We start from the raw sequence: 22,741 nt of genomic DNA on the forward strand, positions 1-22,741 counted from the left end.
ATTATGCCTTAACTCAGTCCGGTTGGCCGATCATCGCGCGAATCTTGTTGGCCAACAGGTCCATGGAAAAGGGCTTGGCCACCATGTCCATGCCTTCTTCCAGGAAACCCTGGCGCTCGGTGGCTTTTTCCGCGTAACCGGTCATGAACAGCACTTTGAGCTCGGGGCGGTGCTGGCGCGCAATCTCTGCCAGTTGCCGACCGTTCATCCCCGGCAGCCCGACATCGGTGACCAGCAAATCGACCCGCAGGTCGGACTCCAGCAGGGGCAGGGCGGTCTTCGCGTCTTCGGCTTCATGGGCGTGATAACCCAGCTCGTTGAGCAGGTCGAGCACCAGCATGCGCACCGCCGGGTCGTCCTCCACCAACACCACGGTTTCACCGGCAATCGCGGCCGGGGCTTCGCTGGTGACCGGCATCAGGATGTTTTCGGGCTCTGCGTCGTGCAGCCGCGGCAGGTACAGACGAACGCTGGTGCCCTGGCCCGGCAAGCTGAACAGGCTGACATGCCCGCCCGATTGTTGAGCAAAACCATAAATCATCGACAGCCCAAGACCGGTGCCCTGGCCGATGGGTTTGGTGGTGAAGAATGGGTCGAAAGCCTTGGCCAGCACCGACGGGGTCATGCCGGTACCGTTGTCGCTGACGGCAATCATCAGATAATCACCGGCCTTGACCGGTTCCAGGGTGTTGATGTCACTGCTGTCGAGGTAAACGTTGGCGGTTTCAATCCGCAACTCGCCGCCATCGGGCATGGCGTCCCGGGCGTTGATCACCAGATTGAGCAGGGCATTTTCCAGCTGGCTGACGTCGGTGCTGACCGGCCACACGTCATCGGCCAGTTGCAGTTTGAGCTCGATGTGGTCGCCCTTGGTCCGGCTGAGCAGATCTTCCAGGGAATGGATCAGATCATTGGCGTTCAGTGGCTTGCGGTCCAGTGACTGACGCCGGGAAAACGCCAGCAGGCGATGGGTCAGGGCGGCGGCGCGGTTGGCCGAGGACACTGCCGCCTCGCTGAAACGCCCTACCTCGGCGGCGCGCCCGTCGGCGATGTAGCGCTGCATCAAGTCGAGGCTGCCGATGATCCCGGTGAGCATATTGTTAAAGTCATGGGCGATGCCGCCGGTGAGCTGGCCGAGCGCTTCCATCTTCTGCGCATGCCGCAATGCTTCTTCGGCGCGTTCACGTTCGAACATCTCGTTCTGCAGTCGCTGGTTGGCTTGCGCCAATTGTTGGGTGCGGGCGGCGACTCGCTCCTCAAGCGTTTCGTTGAGATTGCGCAGGGCTTCTTCAGTCTGTTTGCGCTCGGTTTCGTCAATTACAAAGATATAGAAACCATTGACCGCACCATCCGCGCCATGGCGCGGCAAGTAGTTCATCAGCGCATGGCGAATGCTGCCGTCCCGGTGCGGGGTGCTAATGCTGAAACAACAAGCCTTGCCGGACAGCGCCTGGGCGATGAATTCGGCGCGCAATGCATAGGCTTCTTCACCCAGTACTTCACGGATGGTTTTGCCAAAGAGCTCCTGAGGCGTCAGCCCGTACCAGTCGAGGTAGGCCGCATTGTTCAGGCGAAAGCGTTCCTCGCTGTCCACGTAGCTGATCAGGATCGGCATGGCGTTGATGATCAGTTGCAGCTCGGTCTGACTTTGCCGCAAGGCTTGTTCTGTGTGTTTGCGCTCGGTCAGGTCCAGGGCGGCGCCGAGGAAGCGGATCGGCCGGCCATGGTGGTCCTTGTAGCAACGACCCCGGGCGAACACCCAGCGCAACTGACCGTCGGCTTGCAGCAGGCGATATTCCTCGGCGTACTCGGTGCCGTGGGTGATGGAGTGCTTGATGCTGCGGGCGACCATGGCGCGGTCTTGCGGGTGCACGCCTTGAAGGTAGGCGCTGATGGGCAACTGATTGGCGAGCAGCGGGTCGATACCGTGTAACTGGGCGAAGTGGGCGTCGGCAATGAAACGGTCTTCGTTGATGTCCCAGTCCCAGGTGCCCACGGCGTCGGTGGCCGCGAGGGCCAGTTGCAGGCGTTCCTCGGTTTCGTGCTGAGCCTTGAGGCTGGCTGCCGAACGCTGCTCGAGTTCGAGGGCGATGCGTCGGCGTTCGTTGGTTTCGATGGCGGTCACCAGAATCCCGGCGACCTGGGCGCTTTCATCGCGGATGGGGCTGTAGGTCAGGTCCAGCCAGAAGTCGGAATCCTGGCCATTACGCTGCAAGGTGAAGCGCTGTTCGCTGTAGGTCCGTACCTGTCCTTGTAGGACGGCGCTGTAAATCGGGTCGGTGAAGTCTTTTAACTCTGGCCAGATCAGGTGTGTCGGCTGTCCGAATGCATGTGGATGCTTGCTGCCGGACAGCAGGGCGAAGCCGTCGTTGTAGATCTGCGTGAGCTGCGGCCCCCACAGCAACAGCATGGGCATCGGCGAATGAATCACGATATCCACGGCGGTTCGCAGGCTTTGCGGCCAGGTACTGGCAGCGCCCAGTGGGCTGAGTCTCCAGTCCAGTCGGGCAATCAAGGCCTGGGCATCGCTGCCGGTCGGTGTTGCGTTCATCAAGATGTCCTGCACTTAAGTCGGTGTGGCGGTGTCGACTATCCTTGTACCGCAGTAGAGGCTGGAAGACCCGTTTGGGTCGTTTTTATTCATTGAATGCTTCGCGGGTGCTTTTTGCCATGGAAATCGATGCACTGTTAGGGCTCCTGGCCAGCCAGAATGGCTCCGATCTTTATCTGTCCACCGGTGCGCCACCCAGCGCACGCTTCGAGGGTGTGCTTAAACCCTTGGCTGATCAGCCGTTCAAGCCGGGAGAAGTCGCGGCCATTGCCGCGTCCATCATGGACGCCGAACAGCGTCTGGAGTTCGATCGGGAGCTGGAGATGAACCTGGCCATTTCTTTGACGGGTGTCGGGCGCTTTCGGGTCAATATCTTCAAACAACGCAATGATGTGTCGATCGTGGCGCGCAACATCAAGCTCGACATTCCGCGTTTCGAAAACTTAAAACTGCCGCCGGTACTGCTCGAGACGGTGATGCTCAAACAAGGGCTGATGCTGTTCGTCGGCGCTACCGGCTCGGGCAAGTCTACCTCGCTGGCGGCATTGATCGACTACCGCAATCGCCACAGCAGTGGCCACATCATCACCATCGAAGACCCGGTCGAGTACATCCATCGGCACAAGAAGTCGATCATCAACCAGCGCGAGGTCGGCGTCGATACCCGCAGTTTTCACGCCGCATTGAAGAACACCCTGCGCCAGGCACCGGACGTGGTGCTGATCGGCGAAATCCGTGACCGCGAAACGATGGAGCATGCACTGGCGTTTGCCGATACCGGTCATCTGGTGATTTCCACCCTGCATGCCCACAACGCCCATCAGGCGCTGGACCGCATCATCAACTTCTTCCCCGAGGAACGGCGGACACAGCTGCTTCACGACCTGGGCAACAACCTCAAGGCGTTCGTGTCCCAACGGTTGGTGCACACCCGGGATGGTCAGCGACGGGCGGCGGTGGAAGTGATGATCGGGACGCCGACCATTGGCGATCTGATCCGGCGCAATGAATTGGATGAACTTAAAAACATTATGGAAAAGTCTGCGCAGTTGGGTATGCAGACCTTCGATGACGCGCTGTTTGCATTAGTGAAAGAAGGTGTTGTCAGCGAAGACGAAGCTCTGAAAAATGCCGATTCTGCCAATAATCTTAAACTGCGGATTAAGTTAAATAATAATGGCGCTTCTACCCCTGATTCATCTTCTGGTGAGTGGGGATTAATGGAGTGATTGTTCTTTTTGTTCGGTGTTAGTTGGCAGGTAATGAAATCCCATCTAATAGTTTTTGGCTGGCTTGTTTTGTGCCGGAAAGTAAGACTTTGTTCCTGCTGCATTGTCAGTCATTTAAATATATGAGGTGGTATTGTGCGTGTTGCGTTGAAAAGTAAATTTTTTTATTCGTCTGTTTTTGCTCCTGAGGAATTACAACGTCGTTCAAAAGCAGATGAAGCAGAACGGCTAAAGGTATTGCAGTTGTTAAAGGACGCCTTGGAAGAACAACCTTCAGATGAATTGTTTGAGTGGCAAGGGTATGAGTTTTGGTTGGAAGAGGGGTCTTCGCTTTATGAAATCCATATGCCCGGGCGCGTTATATGGCATAAGTTAACCGAAAATTCATTCGTGCTTGATGCGCTACGTGAAAATAGACCCAAGAGTTCAGACACGATTCGTGTGACTGAAGATGGTGCGATAGAGCTGTACAGGGATGCATCACTGAGCTGGGAAAAAATCGAGGTGAATGCGCATGCTTTAACAGATGTCCCCCGTAGACTCAGGGAACTGGGGGATATCGCCAAGCAAGCCGGTGGCTTTATAAACGCGACAGATGTTGTGGGTGTTGAACAATGGCTCAGGTTTCACGATTTGCATGTGCCGTTGGACGCTGCGCAAACCAAGAATATGATTGATGTTTTTGAGTTTGATCCGGTCGTTGACGAACTGGGTAACTATTGGGGTCAACTTGTTACTGATAACCAGTCGTTAGTCGTGTTGTCCGCCGAGCAAGTTACGGGTGTTCGTCAGGCCACTGCAAAACTTATAGCTCCGGACAAAAAGCTGCTGGACAAACTGTACCGCGAAACGGGTGGTACTTTTGTAACGCACGATAACGTCGCCGAACGTATCGCTCAGTTGGTCAAGCATCCGGTGGCCCAAGCCTGCGCCAGGAACCTCCTGAAGGAACTGGACTGGTTCGGTGCAACAACCGGGCAAGACGTCTGTGCACAGGATCTTGAGCAACTATTGATAACGGCTATTTTGCTGGAGCTGTATCCAGACTTCGGTAAAGCTCAAGGCAGAAAGAGTATCGGCGGATTCGATTTGTATGCACCGACCAATGTCGAGCGATCTTCGTTGGTCGTGCGCAACGAGCTGGAAACCTTTCTGTGCACCAAAGGCTGGGTAAGTCCTGTCTTGGCCCCAATGGCATCGCACCTGCTACTGGCGGAAATTGCCCCGGAATTTCTGGTCAAGGGTGTGCCATCGTCGCTGACGATGGGCTCGGTTGCCTGGGTGGTCTTTTGCCGTGGCGTTGCGCTGGTGGAGGCGGTCAGGAAAGGGGCGTCGCGTGTGCTGACCTATGGGCAAATCATGGCTTACGTCGAACTTGAGCCTGTCAGTTCGCCCCTATCCCGTCTGCGGGATTTGGCAATGATCGATCCAATCGTTGACTGGGCGTTGTTGAATGGTGTTATCAAGTCAAGTGAACTCACTCAAGCGGCGAAGGAAACGACGGAGCGGGCTATTGCCGCTTTCGAGGATTACACAGAGCACTTCACCCATCTCGCGCGGGTAGTTTCCAATCCCTTGCCCAGTAGAGAAGACATCGCTCGGAAAGCCTTGGAAGAAGTGGCACCCGGTTGTGATTTCCTCGACCAGAAAGTTATCTATCAACGCCCCGGCCTGTATGCCTCACCTACCGCCATGTCGATGGTCGATTTGCATATGTCGGGAGACCTGGCGAGCGGTCAGTGGGATCTTCGCGCTGTTTTTCCCGACGACGTCACGACACCTGACTTGCTGGCCGGTGTGACCCATTACAAAAGGCCAACCTTCCACGATCCCTCCGTACTCAGCATTTACAAACGCTTTCCTCTGTTGTCGTACCTGGCGCCCAACAATGTCGAATTTCACCGGCAATTGCGGGGCTATCTCGGGAATTTGAATAGTGCGGTGGTCACAAATGTGAAGTTGGCCCTGTCACACATGCTTCCCTTTGATCTGGAAATCTTTCTGAAAGGTAAGGTCACTTTCCTTACCCTTCGCGGTGCGGCGGTAGAGACATCTTCCCGCCGTTTCGGGGGGCCGCTTACGCTTGATACCGACTACGAAACCCAGCAAGGCAAAGATGCTGTCACAGGGCGCTTTGGCGTTGTTATGTACGCTACCCACGAAAACACGGTTGCCTGCTATGAGTTGTTTACCTTCAGAGGGGAACTGCGGAAAAACGACGTTCTCGGGAAGCTGATAACCACGAAAGGAAAATGTTCGGGTCGCTCCAGAATCGATTTTAACGGCGATCTGAATGCGCAAGTGGCACCTACGCCTCTGGAAGCGTTGCCTATCACTCTCAAGGAATACACGGAGGGGGTTGCAGCTGAGCATCATGCACGCAGCGACATGGCGATTATTGAAAAGTTGGGTGAACTCCCGGCACCAAGGTCTGTGGTAGCGCGCACGCAGAGTGTTTATATGAATTTTGGCAACCCGCAGTTTGTAAGAATCGCCGAGTTCGTCGTGAACAATCACCCGTTCCGCAAGTTTTCTGAAGTTGAAGCAATGGCCACCGTGCCGACAGCGCTTGAAAGCCAGCGCAAAATGGGCAACGACACTGCCGATTACATCGTGGATCTGGTGGTGCCCTTTAAAAAGTGCATCGAGGATTTATCTTCTGGGGAACACAATAAGGTGGTCGACGGGATCTATGGTTGTGCCATGGATGCCATTGCTTTGGGAGGGGCCTTCGCGGGTGCGGCTGCCAAAGCGCTGAGCATTTCGTCGAAGGCCGTCTCCTTGTCGTCCAAAGCCGCCCAGCTGACCAAGCTAGCCTTCGTGACCTCCGTTTCCCTTATCAACCCACTGGATGGCGTGCCTACGGCATTGTTCGGCGCCGGGAAACTCGTCCATAAGGGGGCGCTACGCTTTAACAGGCAGGCTCAAGAGATACTCGGGCTGGCGCAGTCCCAGTTGCAAAAACTCAATGGCCGGCACAAAACCTATGACTTGATTCGCGCAGCCAATCGCGCCGATACCACCGGACAGGGAACCTGGCGACCCCTTGGCGCAACCGGTGACACATTAACGGTGGTAGCAACGCGTAACGCTCGCCAATGGTATGCCCTTGATCGATTGGGCAAACCCTGGGGACCAAAACTGAACAACTTCACCTTTCAGGCTCCGATTCAATTCCCGCGATTCAGTAAGACATTGCCTCTCAACTATACCCGGCAATTCATTGAGCAAAGCTTGCCGCTGGCGCGTGCAAAAATCGAAAACGCGATCAACGTCCTGAACAGTCTTGACTTGACGAAGGAACGCAACGCAATCATCAAGGTGCTGATGGGAAGCAGCTCGGGCGATGCATTCGAACGGTTGTTGAATTATCTGAGATTGGTCAGGGCAGACTTTGCAGGTCTTTCCATCAGTAACATGTTTCTCGACCCACTCAAGACCACTAACAACATTGCTGCTTTCAACATGGACGCGTACAAGCAGTGGAAAGACGCACAAGACCCATCCGACACGAAATTCATTGAAATCTATACGCCCAATCTGAACAAACACTTCATCGGCCTGGGTTTCAACCATGATGTCGTGGCAGACGACTTGATTCATGAGTTGTTCCACGGTGCTTCACAGACCGATGATGTCAGCTACGCCCGCGATGCCGGACGCAACGGCGAAAGAGGGCAGTTGCTGGATGTAGCGCCGCTGCTGAACCTGGCGTCGGGACGTCTGCCAGTTACAGATGAGGGCCCAGCCTGTCACGCCAGTTCCAAGGCCTTTGAAAATGCTGACTCACTGGCGGTGACCACCTCGCTGCTGAGCCAGTTGTATACGGACAGGAATGCTTATGAACTCAATATGTCCATCCTGCGCGGCGCGCTCGAAGCGAACTCCGGGCGCGCGATTGACCAGCCGGTTCTGATCACTCTGAACAACTCTATTGCGCCGAAACCTACCAGTGGAAGGCGCCCAGGTTCGCACATGAGTTAACACGCGCACGCACGATCGTTTAAGTGCCGAGTTCCGGCCGATCCCGAAATTGCTCAAGCGCTTCGGGATTGGCCAAGGCATCAGTGTTTTTTACTTTCTCGCCATGCACCACGTTACGCACCGCGAGTTCCACGATTTTGCCGCTGATGGTGCGCGGTATATCGGTCACCGCAACAATCTTCGCCGGCACATGCCTCGGTGTGGTGTTGGCGCGGATGACCTGGCGAATCTGTTGTTGCAGCGCTTCGTCCAGTTCGACGCCCTCGCGCAATCGCACGAACAGCACCACCCGCACGTCATCCTGCCATTGTTGACCGATGGCCACGCTGTCCAGAACCTGTGGGATTTTCTCCACCTGACGGTAGATTTCCGCGGTGCCGATGCGCACGCCCCCGGGGTTGAGCACGGCGTCGGAGCGTCCGTGGATCATCATCCCGCCGTGGGGCAATTGTTCCGCGTAATCGCCTTGGGCCCAGACGCCGGGGAACTGACTGAAATACGAGGCGCGAAGCTTTTCCTGCCGAGGGTCATTCCAGAACCCGATGGGGATTGCCGGGAAGTGCCGGGTGCACACCAGCTCACCTTTTTCGCCAATCACCGGCTGGCCATTGTCGTTCCAGACTTCCACCGCCATGCCCAGGCTTTTGCCTTGTATCTCGCCACGGCGTACCGGTTGCAGCGGATTACCGTTCACAAAACACGAAACGATGTCGGTGCCGCCGGACATCGAGGCCAGGCACAGGTCAGGTTTGAGGTCGCGGTAGACGTAGTCGTAACTCTGCGGCGACAACGCGGAGCCGGTGCACAGCAGGGTTTTGAGGCTGCTCAGGTCATGGCTTTCGCGAGGTTTTATGCCGCTGCTTTCCAGGGTCGCCAGGTACTTGGGGCTGGTGCCGAAGACACTGATGCGTTCGTCGTCGATCAGGTCGATCAGACGCTCGGGACCTGGATGAAATGGCGAGCCGTCGTACAGCACCACCGTGCTGTCCACGGCCAGCGCCGAGACCAGCCAGTTCCACATCATCCAGCCGCAGGTGGTGTAGTAGAACAAGCGGTCGCCGGGGCCGAGGTCGCAATGCAATCCGTGTTCCTTGACGTGTTGCAGCAACACGCCGCCGGTGCTGTGAATGATGCATTTCGGCACGCCGGTGGTGCCGCTGGAATAGAGGATGTACAGCGGATGCGCAAAGGGCACGGGGACGAAATCCGGCTCGCCACCCACGTCGTAGAAATCATCCCAGAGCGTCACGTTGGCCCGGGTGTGGAAATGTTCGATGCGCGCTTGCGGTCGGGCGTAGGGCACGACAATCAACTGCTGCAAGGACGGCAAGCGCTCGAGGATTTCATTGACCTTGGCAGTCTGGTCGATGTCCTTGCCGGTATAGCGGTAACCGGCGCAGGTGATCAGCACTGTCGGCTCGATCTGGCCAAAACGGTCGATTACGCCCTGGGTGCCGAAGTCCGGTGAGGAGCAGGACCAGATCGCCCCCAGGCTAGTGGTGGCGAGCATCGCCACGAGGGTTTGCCAGGTATTGGGCATGCACGCGGCCACTCGGTCGCCAACGACGACGCCAGCGGCGATCAAGCTCTGTTGAAAGCCGGCGACATGCTCCGCCAGTTCGGCCCAGGTCAGGTGTTCACGCTGGCCGTTCTCGCCGATGGCAATGACCGCCACGGCATCGTCACGACGGCGCATCAGGTGTTCGGCGAAGTTCAGGGTGGCGCCGGGAAACCATTGGGCGCTAGGCATTTGCGCGCCCTCGACCAGTACAGCGTCCGGTTGATCGTGGAAACGGATGTCGAAGAAATCGACGATAGCCTGCCAGAACGCTTCGCGCTGATCGATGGACCATTGATGCAAGGCAGGGTAGTCGTCGACGTGGAGGTTGTGTCGCTGATTGATGAAGCGCCGGAAGGCCTCCATGCGGGTCTTGCCGATGCGCTTGGCGCTGGGTTGCCAGAGGATGTCGGACATGGCTTGCCTCTTCTTGTTAATGCATTCAGTCGGCCTTTTGTGGCGAGGGGATTTATCCCAGTTCGGCTGCGAAGCAGTCGTAAATCCTGCGCTCTCGGAATGTCAGTCATAGCGGAGGTGCCGGGTTTGGGGCGGCTTCGCCACCCAACGGGGCGGTGCGACGTTTCGCTAAATCCCCTCGCCACAGGGTTACTGGTTGATCACTGCGCCAACCACCCACCATCAATATTCCACGCCGCGCCACGCACCTGACTACCGGCCTCGCTGCACAAAAACAGCACCAGCTCGCCCAATTGTGGCGGCGTCACAAACTCCAGGGAAGGCTGCTTCTCGGCCAGCAAATCATGTTGCGCCTGTTGCGGGTCGATCCCTTTGGCGATGCGGTCATCAATCTGCTTCTGCACCAGTGGCGTCAACACCCAACCTGGGCAGATGGCGTTGCAGGTGACATTGGTGGTGGCGGTTTCCAGCCCGACCACCTTGGTCAAACCGATCACCCCATGCTTGGCTGCCACGTAAGCCGCCTTGCCCACCGACCCAACCTGGCCGTGCACCGAAGCGATGTTGATGATCCGTCCCCAACCCTTGGCGCGCATGCCTGGCAGGCTCAAACGGGAACTGTGGAATACCGATGACAGGTTGATTGCAATGATCGAATCCCAGCGCTCCACCGGGAACTCTTCCACCGGCGCCACATGCTGAATACCGGCGTTGTTGACCAGGATGTCCACGCCGCCGAACTCACGCTCGGCGTAGGCAATCATGTCGGCGATTTGCTCAGGGTTGCTCACATCAGCCGGGTGATGGCCGACCTTGCCACCGCTTTTGTTATTGAGCAGCTCAACCTCGGCAATCACCTTGGACGCATCGCCGAAACCGTTGAGGATCAGGTTGGCGCCAGCCTTGGCCAGGCTGAGGGCTATCCCCAGGCCGATGCCGCTGGTGGAACCGGTGACCAGTGCAGTCTTGCCCGAAAGAGTCGTCATGAATACCTCACACAATGCCAGTGGCGTAGAAAGTGCCGATCACCACAAAAACCGCCAGGGTCTTGATCAGCGTAATACAGAAAATGTCTTTGTAGGCTTCACGGTGGGTCAGGCCGGTGACCGCTAGCAAGGTAATCACCGCGCCGTTGTGCGGCAGAGTGTCCATGCCGCCACTGGCCATCGCGGCCACCCGGTGCAGCACTTCCAGTGGGATGTTGGCGGCGTGTGCCGCTGCGATGAAGTCATTGGCCATGGCCGCCAGCGCAATGCTCATACCACCCGATGCAGAACCGGTGATGCCGGCCAGCAGGGTCACGGTGATCGCTTCGTTGACCAGCGGATTGGGAATGCTTTTAAGCCAGTCGGCCAATACCAGGAAGCCCGGCAAGGAGGCGATTACGGCACCAAAGCCGTATTCCGATGCGGTGTTCATCGCCGCCAGCAACGAACCGCTGACCGCGCTTCGACTGCCTTCAGCCAACTTGCCGCGAATCGCCTGGAAGCCGAACACCAGCACCATGATGATGCCCACCAGCAATGCAGCTTGAACGGCCCAGATCGCTGTGAGTTTGGCGATGTCGGTGGTCACCGGCGCGGCCATGCCCGGCAGCGCGAGGCTGTGGGTCTTGCCGTACCACTGCGGAATCCACTGGGTAAACAGCAGGTTCATGATGCCCACCGCCAGCAGCGGCGACAGTGCAACCCATGGATTTGGCAATTTGATGTCGGCAGCGGTTTCCGGCTCGTTGCGCAGCTCGGTGCCATAACCCTCACCGGCGCGCTGGGCCTTGTTGCGCTGGCGCTGCAGAAACAGCATGCCGACGCAGACCACGAAGATCGCGCCGATCAGGCCCAGCCAGGGCGCGGCCCAGGCGGTGGTGTTGAAGAAGGTGCTGGGGATGATGTTCTGGATTTGCGGGGTGCCGGGCAGAGCGTCCATGGTGAACGAGAATGCGCCGAGGGCGATGGTCGCCGGGATGAGACGCTTGGGAATATTGCTCTGGCGGAACATTTCAGCAGCAAACGGGTAGACCGCGAACACCACCACGAACAGCGACACGCCGCCGTAAGTCAGCAGGGCGCAGACCAGTACGATCACCAGCATCGCCTGACGCGTGCCGAGCAGGCGAATCGCCGCGGCGACGATGGAGCGCGAAAAGCCCGACAACTCGATCAGCTTGCCGAACACGGCACCGAGCAGGAACACCGGGAAATACAGTTTGATGAAGCCGACCATTTTCTCCATGAACACCCCGGTGAAAGCGGGGGCGACGGCGGAAGGGTCGGTGAGCAGCACGGCGCCGAGGGCGGCAATCGGGGCAAAGAGGATAACGCTGTAGCCACGGTAGGCCGCGAGCATTAGCAGCGTGAGGGCTGCCAAGGCAATGATCACACTCATGGTGTGTCTCCTGGATTGTTATTTTTGTAGGGTGGAACTGTTGTGGGAGAGGGCTTTAGCGAGTTTCGTGCCAGATTTCTAACTAGTTGAAATATAAAGAAATATTGTCGGTGTTCAGAGGCGTTCTCGAATTTTGTCTCTGTTTTGAGAATATTGGTGGCTGGGTGGGCCTCATCGCGGGCAAGCCTTGCTCCTACAGGGGGGTATGGCAGTCGCTAGATTTGTGTGCGCCGCAATCCGGTAGGAGCAAGGCTTGCCCGCGATGAGGCCCTAATCTACCAATAGAGATCAATGTCTCCTTATAGAGACTCTGCAATCCCCAACGCCACCATCTTTTTGTACAACGTCGACCGTCCCAACCCCAACCGCGCCGCCGCTTCAACAACCTTCCCACCGCATTGCGCAAGGGCCGCTTCAATCAACTGCCGATCAAACCGCTCCCGAGCCGCACTGAACGTCTCATGCGCAACCGGCTCAATCGTGACAGGCGCCACGCGTTCTACCGGTGTGAACGTCCCAATCGCCGCGCGGATATCCGCGGCATTCAGCATCAAGTCATCACTGAGCAGCGCCGCACGCTCCAGCACATTGCGCAGCTCGCGAATGTTCCCCGGCCAGGCATGTTGACCCAGCAGTTCCAGGGCTTCGCGGTTCAATTCGTGCTGACTGCGCAACTCCTCCAGAATCGCTTCACTGAGGGCTGGCAGGTCATCGAGTCGATCACGCAGCGGCGGGACCTGGATCGGCAGCACGTTGAGGCGGTAATACAGATCGGCGCGAAATTCGCCGCGTTTGATCGCCGCTTCCAGATCCGTGGAGGTCGCGGCAATCACCCGCACATCGCTCTGGATCACTTCGTTGGACCCCACCGGTTCGAATTCCTTTTCCTGCAGGACCCGCAGCAGTTTGCTTTGCAGGGGCAACGGCATGTCGCCGATTTCATCGAGAAACAGGGTGCCGCCTTGGGCGATCTGCAACTTGCCGGCACGGCCCTTGCGATCAGCGCCGGTAAACGCACCGGGTGCGGTGCCGAAGAATTCCGCTTCCAGCAACGATTCGGGAATCGCCGCACTGTTGATGCTGACAAAGGCTTTGTGCGCGCGCGGCGAAGCGCCGTGGATCGCCTGAGCCAGCAGCTCTTTGCCGGTGCCGGTTTCACCCAGCAGCAACACCGGGGACTCGGCGCTCGCACTGCGTCGGGCACGGCGTTTGACTTCGAGGCTGGCGGCGCTGGTGCCGATAAAGTGCGCGAAGTTGTACTTGGTCTGCCGCGCCCGCAACAGCGAACGGGTGGATGCCAGTTCTTCCTGCATACTCATGTAGCGCTTGAGCATCGGCGAGAGGCTGCGCAATTCGTCGAACAGCGCAAACCCGATGGCGCCGATCACCACGCCGGCGTCGTCATGAATCGGCAGGCGCATCACCACCAGCGGTTCTTTGGGGGTGTCCTGCATATCGAGCAGGATCGGCCGACCGGTGCGCACCACCTCGCGCAACAGACTGCCGGGGATCACACTTTCGCAGGCCTTGCCGATCGCCACTTCCGCCGATTCCAGGCCAAAGCGCCGGGCATAGCGCTCGTTCATCCAGACGATGTTCGCATCGCGGTCGACAATCACCGTGCCCTCGCTGGACTGCTCGATGATCTCGAACAGCGAACGGATGGCCAGCAGGCGAACGCGCTGGTAGTCCTTGAGGCTTTCGGTGGTGTTCATGGGCGTCATGTCCAAAATGTGTAGTGTCTGTGCAGGCCTAATCGCGGTTTCAAGTCTTAACCCGGATGCGCCGCCGCCAACAGCTCCTTGGTATACGGATGCTGCGGCGATTCAAACACGTCGTGGCTGGCACCGCTTTCCACCACTTTGCCGTCCTTGATCACGATCATGTCATGAGCCAGGGCGCGCACCACCGCCAGGTCGTGGCTGATAAACAGATACGTCAGGCCATGTTTTTCCTGAAGTTGGCGGAGCAGGGCGACCACTTGTTTTTGCACCGTGCGATCCAGCGCCGAGGTCGGTTCGTCCAGCAGGATCAGCGCCGGTTTCAGCACCAGCGCCCGGGCGATGGCGATGCGTTGGCGTTGGCCGCCGGAAAACTCGTGCGGGTAGCGATGACGGCTTTGCGGGTCGAGGCCGACTTCCAGCAATGCCCGAATCACTTCGGCTTTGCATTCGTCAGTCGTCAACTGGCTATGCACCTCAAGGCCTTCACTGATGATCTGCGCCACGGACATGCGCGGGCTGAGGCTGCCGAACGGGTCCTGGAACACCACCTGCATTTTCTTGCGCCACGGCCGCAACTGCTTCTGCGTCAGGCCGTCCAGCGCTGCACCCTGAAAGCGAATGCTGCCTTCGGAGTCGAGCAAGCGCAGGATCGCCTGACCCAGCGTCGACTTGCCGGAACCGGATTCGCCCACAATGCCCAGCGTCTTGCCGCGTTGAATGTTGAGGCTGATGCCGTCCACGGCCTTCAGGTAGGTCTTGCGCTGGAACAGCCCGCCACCGAGGACGAACTGCACCCGCAAGTCATCTACCTCAAGCACGTTCTCGCGCTCGTCCCGGGGCAGCGCTTCACCTTCCGGTTCCGCGTTCAGCAAGACGCAGCTGTAAGGATGTTTCGGTTCGGTAAACAGTGTTTCGCAAGGTGCCTGCTCGACGATTTCCCCGGCCTTCATCACGCAGACGCGTTGGGCAATGCTGCGCACCAGATTGAGGTCGTGGCTGATCAGCAGCAGCGACATGCCGAGTCGCTTCTGCAGGGATTTGAGCAGCAGCAGGATCTTGCGCTGCACTGTCACGTCCAACGCGGTGGTCGGTTCGTCGGCGATCAGCAACTCCGGTTCGCAGGCCAGGGCCATGGCGATCATCACCCGTTGCCGTTGGCCACCGGACAATTGATGGGGATAGGCCTTGAGCCGCTCTTCGGGTTTCTGAATGCCCACCAGATGCAGCAACTCGAGTATCCGTGCTTGCGCCGCTTTACCGGCCAGGCCCTTGTGCAGCAGCAGGGTTTCGCCGATCTGCTTTTCGATGCTGTGCAATGGGTTGAGCGAGGTCATGGGCTCCTGGAAGATCATCGCGATGCGGTCACCCCGCAGCTCTCGCAAGACCTTGGTCGGAGCGCCGACCAGCTCCTGGCCACGGTAGCGAATGCTGCCGGTGGTTTCGGTGCCGGTCTCGGGCAGCAGTTGCAGGATCGAGTGAGCGGTCACCGACTTGCCGCAGCCCGACTCGCCCACCAGCGCCAGGCATTCGCCGGGGCGGATGTCCAGGCACAGGTTGCGCACCACGGTCTGGCCGCTGAAGGCCACGTTGAGGTCACGGATTTCGATCAGGTTGTTACTCATATCAACAGTCCGCGTCATGACCGGGGATCAAAGGCATCTCGCAATGCCTCTCCGATAAACACCAGTAAAGAAAGAATCAACGCCAAGGTGAAAAACGCCGTCAGTCCCAGCCACGGCGCTTGCAGGTTCTGCTTGCCTTGACCGATCAACTCGCCCAGCGATGCACTGCCAGCAGGCATGCCGAAACCGAGGAAGTCCAACGCCGTGAGGGTGGAGATCGCTCCGGTCAGAATGAACGGCAGATAACTCAGGGTCGCGTTCATGGCGTTGGGCAGGATGTGCCGGACGATAACCTTGCGGTCGGTCAGGCCCAGCGCACGGGCGGCTTTGACGTATTCCAGGTTGCGTCCGCGCAGAAACTCGGCGCGCACCACGTCCACCAGGGCCAGCCAGGAAAACAGCGCCATGATCCCCAGCAGCCACCAGAAATTAGGCTCGACGAACCCCGACAGGATGATCAGCAGGTACAGCACCGGCAGTCCCGACCAAACCTCCAGTAACCGTTGACCGATCAGGTCGACCCAGCCGCCGTAATAGCCTTGCAGGGCGCCGGCAGCGATGCCGATCAGTGCGCTGACAAACGTCAGCATCAAGGCAAACAGGATCGACACCCGAGCACCGAAAATCACTCGGGCCAACACGTCCCGCGCCTGATCGTCGGTGCCCAGCCAGTTGACCTTCGTCGGAGGGCTGGGCGCCGGTTGATTGAGGTCATAGTTCGGCGTGTCGTCGCTGAAGGGGATTGGCGGGAACAGCATCCAGCCACCGTCCTTTTGAATCAGCTTCTGCACATAATCGCTGCGGTAGTCCGCCTGGAACGGCAGCTGCCCGCCAAACTCCTGCTCGGTATGACGCTTCAGGGCCGGGAAGTAGAGCGAGCCCTGATAGCTGACGATCAGCGGTTTGTCGTTGGCGATCAGCTCGCCACCCAGAGTCAAGAGGAACAGGCCGACAAACAGCCACAGCGACCACCAGCCGCGACGGTTTTTCTTGAAGCGCTCGAAGCGACGACGACCTAACGGCGAGAGCTTGAACATCAGGCGTTCCTCGCGGCGAAGTCGATACGCGGGTCGACGAGGGTGTAGCAGAGGTCGCCGACCAGTTTTATCAAGAGACCGAACAGCGTGAAGATGAACAGCGAACCGAACACCACCGGATAGTCCCGGGAAACCGCGGCTTCGTAACTCATGCGACCCAGGCCGTCGAGGGAGAAGATCACTTCGATCAGCAGGGAGCCGGCGAAAAATACGCTGATGAACGCCTGGGGAATTCCCGAGACCACCAGCAGCATGGCGTTGCGAAACACGTGACCGTAAAGCACTCGGCGTTCGCTCAGGCCCTTGGCGCGGGCGGTGACCACGTACTGGCGCGTGATTTCATTGAGGAAGGAGTTCTTGGTCAGAATGGTCAGCGTGGCGAACCCGCCGACCACCAGCGCTGTCACCGGCAGTACCAGGTGCCAGAAATAATCGGCGATTTTGCCCACGGTCGACAGCGATTCGAAGTTGTCCGAGACCAGCCCGCGCACCGGGAACCAGTTCAGCGAGGTACCGCCGGCGAAGACCACGATCAGGAACATCGCGAACAGGAACGCTGGCATGGCGTAGCCGATGACGATCGCGGTGCTGCTCCAGATATCGAAATGGCTGCCGTGATGCACGGCCTTGCGGATGCCCAAAGGGATCGACACCAGGTAGGTGATCAGCGTTGCCCAGAGCCCGAGGGAAATGGTCACCGGCATTTTTTCCAGGATCAGGTCGGTGACGGTCGCGCCGCGGAAAAAACTCTTGCCGAAGTCCAGGCGCGCATAACTGGTGAGCATCAGCCACAGGCGTTCGTGCGCCGGTTTATCGAAGCCGTATTGCTTTTCGATGTCCTTGATCAGTTGCGGGTCGAGGCCTCGACTGGATCGGGAGGTGCCGGACATGCGTTCGCTGGAACCGCCGCCGACACTCGCGCCGCCGATGCCTTGCAAGTGCGCGATAGCCTGTTCCACCGGGCCGCCTGGTGCGGCCTGGACGATGATGAAGTTGACCAGAAGAATGATCACCAGCGTCGGAATGATCAGCAGCAGACGCCGCAGTATGTAAGCCCACATCAGTGCGGCCCTCCGGGTTTGCCACGGCTGATTTGCTCAGCGGTCATCTGTTGGTTGGTCAGCGGCGTGGTGCTGATTTCCCACCAGCTCTCGATCGCTTCGTCATTGCTCGCTTGCTCGTTGGGCCTGCCGAAACGATTCCACCAAACGGTGGAGCTGCCCGGCGGGTAATAGTTGGGAATCCAGTAGTAGTTCCATTGCAGCACCCGGTCCAGCGCGTGGGCGTAGTGCATCATTTCGGGTTGGGTGGTGGCGCGAATCAGTCCGGCGATCAGTGTGTCGACCGCCGGATTTTTCAACACCATGTAGTTATTGGCGCCTGGGTCGTTGGCCGAGACCGAGCCGAAGTAATTGAGCAGTTCACCCCCGGGCGACGTCGTGACCGGGTAGCCGGTGACGATCATGTCGTAGTCGCGGCTCATCAGGCGATTCACGTATTGGGAGGAGTCGATGCGGCGGATGTTCATGTCGATGCCGATCTGTTTCAGGGTGCGCTTATAAGGCAGCAGCAATCGGTCCATGCCGTTCTGGCTGACCAGGAAAGTGAAACTCAATGACTGGCCTTCGGCGTTGACCAGTTGATCGCCATCGGGTTTCCAGCCGGCCTGTTCGAGCAAATCGAGTGCCTGCAACTGTTTGTCGCGTATCACGCCACTGCCGTCGGTTTTCGGTGCCTGGAAAACCTGGGTGAACACCTCGTCGGGGATCTGCCCGCGCAGCGGTTCGAGAATTGCCAGTTCGCCGGCGTCCGGCAGGTGTCGGGCGGCGAGGTCGGTGTTGGAAAAGTAACTCTGCTGGCGGATGTACATGTCGCGCATCATCTGCCGGTTGCTCCACTCGAAATCCCAGAGCATGACCAGCGCCTGACGCACTCGGCGGTCCTGGAACAGCGGGTTTTGCAAATTGAACACAAAACCCTGAGCCGGTTGCGGGGCTTGGGTTGCCAGATGCGCCTTTTGCAGGCGCCCGTCACTGAGGGCCGGGCCGTCGTAGCCGATGGAGTAAGCGGTGGCGGAGAATTCTCGGTTGTAGTCGTAGGCACCGCCGCGCAGAACCTGGCGGGCGACGTCGGTATCGCCGAAGTACTCGATACTGAATCGATCGAAATTGTAGAGGCCTCGGCTGACCGGTAAATCCTTGCCCCACCAATCGGCATTGCGCTCGAAGGTGATGCTGCGACCGGAGTCGACCTTGCCTACCCTATAGGGGCCGCTGCCCAACGGGGGCTCGTAACCGCCCCCATTGGCGAAGTCGCGAGTCTTCCACCAATGCTCAGGAAGCACCGGCAAGGTCGCGATATCGAGGGGCAGGGTACGGTTTTCATTGCTTTTAAAGTCGAATCGAACCGTCAGAGGTGATTCCACTTCGACGCCTTTGACGTCGGCAAATTGAGTGCGATAACGCAGGCTGCCCTGGGTCATCAACAGGTTAAAGGTGTAGCGCACGTCTTCGGCCGTGATCGGTTTGCCGTCCGCGAAACGGGCCTTGGGGTTGAGGTAGAAGCGCAGGAACAAACCGTCGTCCGAACGCTCCATCTTCTGGGCCACCAGGCCGTACACGGTGTAAGGCTCGTCCAGCGAACGCTGGGCGAGGGGCGAGTAAAGCAGGCCGTCGATCTGTGTGACGCCAATGCCTTTATCGATGTAGGGCAACATATGATCGAAATGACCGATTTCGACGGCCGAGCGGCGCATCGTGCCACCCTTGGGGGCTTGCGGGTTTGTGTAGGCAAAATGACTAAAGCCGGCAGGATACTTCGCCGGTTCACCGTACACGGTCAACGCATGTTGCGGTGCTGCAGTCACACCGGTGACGCTCAATAACAGAGCCACGGCCGTGAACAATAAAGTAGGGAACGCCAGTCGCATTGTCAGCCTTAGAGCCGGGTGGTCAATAACCGCAATTTGTACGCTAGCGGCGCGTCCCTCGCCACCCGTATCACGTATCCGAAACACAACGGCCCACCAAAAGGCGGGCCGTTGAGCAGAAAACTTCAGGCTTGATCAGTCCTGACGGCTGGTCACTTCCAGCAGGTGGTAGCCGAACTGGGTCTTGACCGGGCCTTGCACCACGTTGATCGGTGCGCTGAAGACCACGGTGTCGAATTCCTTGACCATCTGGCCTGGACCGAACGAACCCAGATCACCGCCCTGGCGGCTGGACGGGCAGGTGGAGTTGGCTTTGGCGACTTCGGCGAAATCAGCGCCGCCTTCGATTTGGGCTTTCAATTCGTTGCACTTGGCTTCGCTGGCAACGAGGATGTGACGGGCAGTGGCTTTAGCCATGGTGAAATACTCCTTTCAATGTTCAGTAAAGTGCGGAGCCTACCGGATTCAGTGGTCTATTTCTTCTCAAAGTTCCGTACAGACTATGCAGGCCGGTACGGTATTCCTTTATAGACCGGCATTTCTCAGGCGCTCGGCATGCTGCACATACAGGGCAATCGGGTCGATGCCCTTGCGCAACGGACCGGCGGTCTGGCTGAGGCTGTCCAGATGATCCAGCGGGTAGTCGGACCGGATGACTTTGCCCAAATGGGAGCTGTAGCGGCCAACCAGGCCATCGTTCTGCTCGGGTTCGGTGGTGAAGTAGTGGGAAAAGGCGCGGAGGAACCCGTGCAGCGGACTCAGGGCATCAAGCCCTTTGTCGAGGAGATCGCCCTGCAGGGTGCCGCTCCAGGAGTAATAACGTACGCCGTCGACCAGTTCGCGACCCTTGCCCCCCCAGGTTTTCGGCAAGCCCTGCGGGTATTTGTCGTTGAACGCGCCTACACCTTCGGTGGTCAGGGCATTCAGCGCGGCGATGGCGTTCTGTGGCAGGTGACGGTGGCCGCTAAGCAACGATAGAAAGTCTGCAAACAACGTTGCAACTGTCGAGGCGACGTGTTCCGGCAGGCGCCCGGGCGTCAGCGCCTTTCGCAGGAAGTCGGCCAGTTCCGAGCCGTGATTCGGTCCGCTGACGGAGGTTACCGAAGCAATTATTTGCGGCGCCGTCGCCGCCGCATAACGTGCAGCGAGTGCGCCCTGGCTGTGGCCGATCAGGTTGACTTTGTTCGCACCGGTTCCGTCCAGTACACGTTCGATCTGCGCCAGAAGCTGGTCGCCGCGAGCTTCGTTGCTATGGGTAGCCGACAAGTGCGGGATAAACACTCTTGCGCCTGCACTCCTGAGTGCCTGCTTGACGTCACGAAAGAGTTCGATCTTGCCGATGCGGTCGAAGCCGAAGAGCCCGTGGACCAACAGGATCGGATACTGAGTAGTTGCATTCCGTAGCATGTTCTTTCCTTTTTCGCAGTCGTTCAGAGGTGTGTTGATGGGCTCACTCTAAAGCACACCCGCTGTTCGGCGTTGTATGAAAAAGCCGCTGTAACCTGATGAAAACGGAATAGAAAATGTACGAAAGTTCGAAAGTAGATGAGGTCTTGTTCGGAATATTTGGACATCTTTTGATCTGTAACAGAGCGCTTTTCTGCGATGGCCTACTTCGGGAACACCCTTTGCCTGTGAGTCGTGTCTCAATTCCGACGTCCAGTCCTCGATAGGAGGACTGGACGAGGGTGTGGCTCACGCCGATTGTTGATCCCTGTTCTGGGCTCTGAGCCGGTCGGCTGCCTGGCGCAACAATGACTCTGTCCCGCTCCAGCCAAGGCAGCCGTCCGTGACGGACACGCCGTAACGCATGGACGGGCTCAGCGGTTGGCAGCCTTCGAACAGGTGACTCTCGATCATCATGCCGATCAGTGATCGATCACCTTGCAGGCGCTGTTCAAGCACATCGTTAAACACCGCTGGCTGACGCAACGGGTCTTTGCCGCTGTTGGCATGGCTGCAGTCGACCATGATCCGGGCCGGGATCTTCAGCTGGGTCAAGTCGCTGTTCACCCGGGCGATGCTGTCGCGGTTGTAGTTCGGCCCGCGATGTCCGCCACGCAGCACCAGGTGGGTGTCGGAGTTGCCCGGCGTTTGGATGATTGCCGGATGACCCTGGCTGTCGACACCGAAATGGCGATGCGGATGGGCGGCAGAGCGCATGGCGTCGCTGGCCACACCGACACCACCATCGGTGCCGTTCTTGAAGCCGACCGGTATGTTCAGGCCGCTGGCCATTTCACGGTGGATCTGCGATTCGGTGGTGCGAGCGCCAATGGCGACCCAGCTCAGCAGATCGTCGAAGTAGCCGGCAGCCATCGGTTGCAGCAGTTCGGTGGCAATCGGCAGTCCCAGGCGGAGCATTTCGCGCATCAACTCGCGGGACAGCGTCAAGCCGCCGGCCATGTCATCGCTGCCATCCAGATGGGGATCGTAGGCCAGGCCTTTCCAGCCGACCGTGGTGCGGGGTTTTTCGACGTAGGCGCGCATCACCAGCAGCATTTCATCACTGACGTCGGCGGCGAGGCGGGCGAGGTTGCCGGCGTATTCGAGGGCGGACTGAGGATCGTGAATCGAGCAGGGGCCGACGATGACCAGCAGACGGGAGTCTTCACCGTTGAGGATCGCGCGAACCGCCTGGCGGTGGGCGGCGACTTGCTGGCTCAGGGCGTTGCTGAGTGGCAGTTGCTGTTTGAGTTGCAATGAGCTGGGCAGACGCAGGGTCAGCGCTTCATTGGCAGGGCTCAAGGTGGACAGCGGCAGAGCAGAGACGGACGAGTTCATATTCGGGCTTCCTGGGCTGGCGGCGGGTTCGTTCCCGCGCGCTCGGCCCTACTGGGGTGTTCGACAATTGGCCGGATTGGCTGCGTGTGTGTGCTTGCCACCTGTGGGTGACCGATCGGAGGCGGCAGGCTGTCCCGAGCGGAGGCTGCTAAATCGCCAGGCGGTAAAACTGTCGTAACGGTAATAAGTGGCGTAGTTCATTGTTGAATCCTCTGGTTGTCTGGTGTGTCGCTAAAAATGTGCGGGGCTGAAAAAACAAAACCCCCGGTCGGGAAGCCGACCGGGGGTTGAGAATTCTCTGGTGGCGACCCGTTTAAAGTGGGCGCCGTGTGGGTATCAGGCGCGCCAGTGGCTAAACCAATACCCAAAATAAAAGCTGACCGGAGCACAAACGTCATTCACCCGGGCAGCCGCCACCGAGCGCAGGGCGCTGACGGTACGAAGCTGTGAGAGGGTGCTGGACATGGTGTTTCTCCGATAAGTGCGCCGAGCTTACGCGAGGCCGGTACGTGGTTTCAATC

15 protein-coding genes are annotated in these 22,741 nt (G+C 58.6%); 2 read left to right on the forward strand and 13 right to left on the reverse strand.

All coding sequences use genetic code 11. The features are described 5' to 3' along the window. Positions 1-13: 13 nt before the first annotated feature. On the reverse strand, positions 14-2,551 hold the full coding sequence (locus IB252_RS07985) for a PAS domain S-box protein (protein ID WP_192407995.1): 2,538 nt from the start codon (positions 2,549-2,551) through the stop codon (positions 14-16). A 119-nt stretch (positions 2,552-2,670) separates the two neighbouring features. Between IB252_RS07985 and IB252_RS07990 the strand changes: the two genes are divergently transcribed. Then, positions 2,671-3,780 (forward strand): PilT/PilU family type 4a pilus ATPase, encoded by a 1,110-nt coding sequence (locus IB252_RS07990; RefSeq protein ID WP_192407997.1) that lies wholly within the window; start codon positions 2,671-2,673, stop codon positions 3,778-3,780. Positions 3,781-3,915: 135 nt separating this feature from the next. Next, entirely contained in the window at positions 3,916-7,764 is a 3,849-nt protein-coding gene (locus IB252_RS07995) for a hypothetical protein (RefSeq protein ID WP_192407999.1), read from the forward strand. A gap of 19 nt (positions 7,765-7,783) precedes the next feature. On the opposite strand, the gene IB252_RS08000 is transcribed toward IB252_RS07995, so the two are convergent. The 12 genes from IB252_RS08000 to IB252_RS30320 all read right to left on the reverse strand — a co-directional run bounded on the left by IB252_RS08000 (position 7,784) and on the right by IB252_RS30320 (position 22,685). Beyond that, positions 7,784-9,739: an acetoacetate--CoA ligase gene (locus tag IB252_RS08000; RefSeq protein WP_192408001.1), complete on the reverse strand. Its 1,956-nt coding sequence runs from the start codon at positions 9,737-9,739 to the stop codon at positions 7,784-7,786. A gap of 200 nt (positions 9,740-9,939) precedes the next feature. Then, the gene (locus IB252_RS08005) at positions 9,940-10,725 is read right to left on the reverse strand and encodes a 3-hydroxybutyrate dehydrogenase (protein ID WP_192408003.1); all 786 of its coding nucleotides are present in this window, start codon (positions 10,723-10,725) and stop codon (positions 9,940-9,942) included. Between the two features lie 7 nt (positions 10,726-10,732). Continuing rightward, the gene (locus IB252_RS08010) at positions 10,733-12,124 is read right to left on the reverse strand and encodes a GntP family permease (RefSeq protein ID WP_192408005.1); all 1,392 of its coding nucleotides are present in this window, start codon (positions 12,122-12,124) and stop codon (positions 10,733-10,735) included. Positions 12,125-12,423: 299 nt separating this feature from the next. Then, entirely contained in the window at positions 12,424-13,839 is a 1,416-nt protein-coding gene (locus tag IB252_RS08015; RefSeq protein WP_192408007.1) for a sigma-54 interaction domain-containing protein, read from the reverse strand. Positions 13,840-13,895: 56 nt separating this feature from the next. Further along, entirely contained in the window at positions 13,896-15,470 is a 1,575-nt protein-coding gene (locus tag IB252_RS08020) for an ABC transporter ATP-binding protein (RefSeq protein ID WP_192408009.1), read from the reverse strand. A gap of 14 nt (positions 15,471-15,484) precedes the next feature. Next, positions 15,485-16,507 carry an ABC transporter permease gene (locus IB252_RS08025; protein ID WP_192408012.1) on the reverse strand — a complete coding sequence of 341 codons (1,023 nt, stop codon included), beginning with the start codon at positions 16,505-16,507 and terminating at the stop codon, positions 15,485-15,487. Beyond that, complete coding sequence (locus tag IB252_RS08030; RefSeq protein WP_111449803.1) at positions 16,507-17,568, reverse strand: microcin C ABC transporter permease YejB; 1,062 nt, start codon at positions 17,566-17,568, stop codon at positions 16,507-16,509. The genes IB252_RS08025 and IB252_RS08030 overlap by 1 nt, the downstream gene beginning before the upstream one ends. After that, positions 17,568-19,436: an extracellular solute-binding protein gene (locus tag IB252_RS08035; protein WP_192408014.1), complete on the reverse strand. Its 1,869-nt coding sequence runs from the start codon at positions 19,434-19,436 to the stop codon at positions 17,568-17,570. The genes IB252_RS08030 and IB252_RS08035 overlap by 1 nt, the downstream gene beginning before the upstream one ends. A 135-nt stretch (positions 19,437-19,571) precedes the next feature. Further along, positions 19,572-19,853 carry a peptidylprolyl isomerase gene (locus IB252_RS08040; RefSeq protein ID WP_008150918.1) on the reverse strand — a complete coding sequence of 94 codons (282 nt, stop codon included), beginning with the start codon at positions 19,851-19,853 and terminating at the stop codon, positions 19,572-19,574. A gap of 108 nt (positions 19,854-19,961) precedes the next feature. After that, positions 19,962-20,843: an esterase/lipase family protein gene (locus IB252_RS08045; protein WP_111449801.1), complete on the reverse strand. Its 882-nt coding sequence runs from the start codon at positions 20,841-20,843 to the stop codon at positions 19,962-19,964. 288 nt (positions 20,844-21,131) lie between these two features. After that, complete coding sequence (locus IB252_RS08050; protein ID WP_192408016.1) at positions 21,132-22,220, reverse strand: 3-deoxy-7-phosphoheptulonate synthase; 1,089 nt, start codon at positions 22,218-22,220, stop codon at positions 21,132-21,134. Positions 22,221-22,556: 336 nt separating this feature from the next. Continuing rightward, positions 22,557-22,685 carry a hypothetical protein gene (locus IB252_RS30320; protein WP_263864872.1) on the reverse strand — a complete coding sequence of 43 codons (129 nt, stop codon included), beginning with the start codon at positions 22,683-22,685 and terminating at the stop codon, positions 22,557-22,559. Positions 22,686-22,741 lie beyond the last annotated feature (56 nt).

It is taken from the genome of Pseudomonas sp. PDM10 (genome assembly GCF_014852295.1).
In the GTDB taxonomy this organism is placed as follows: domain Bacteria; phylum Pseudomonadota; class Gammaproteobacteria; order Pseudomonadales; family Pseudomonadaceae; genus Aquipseudomonas.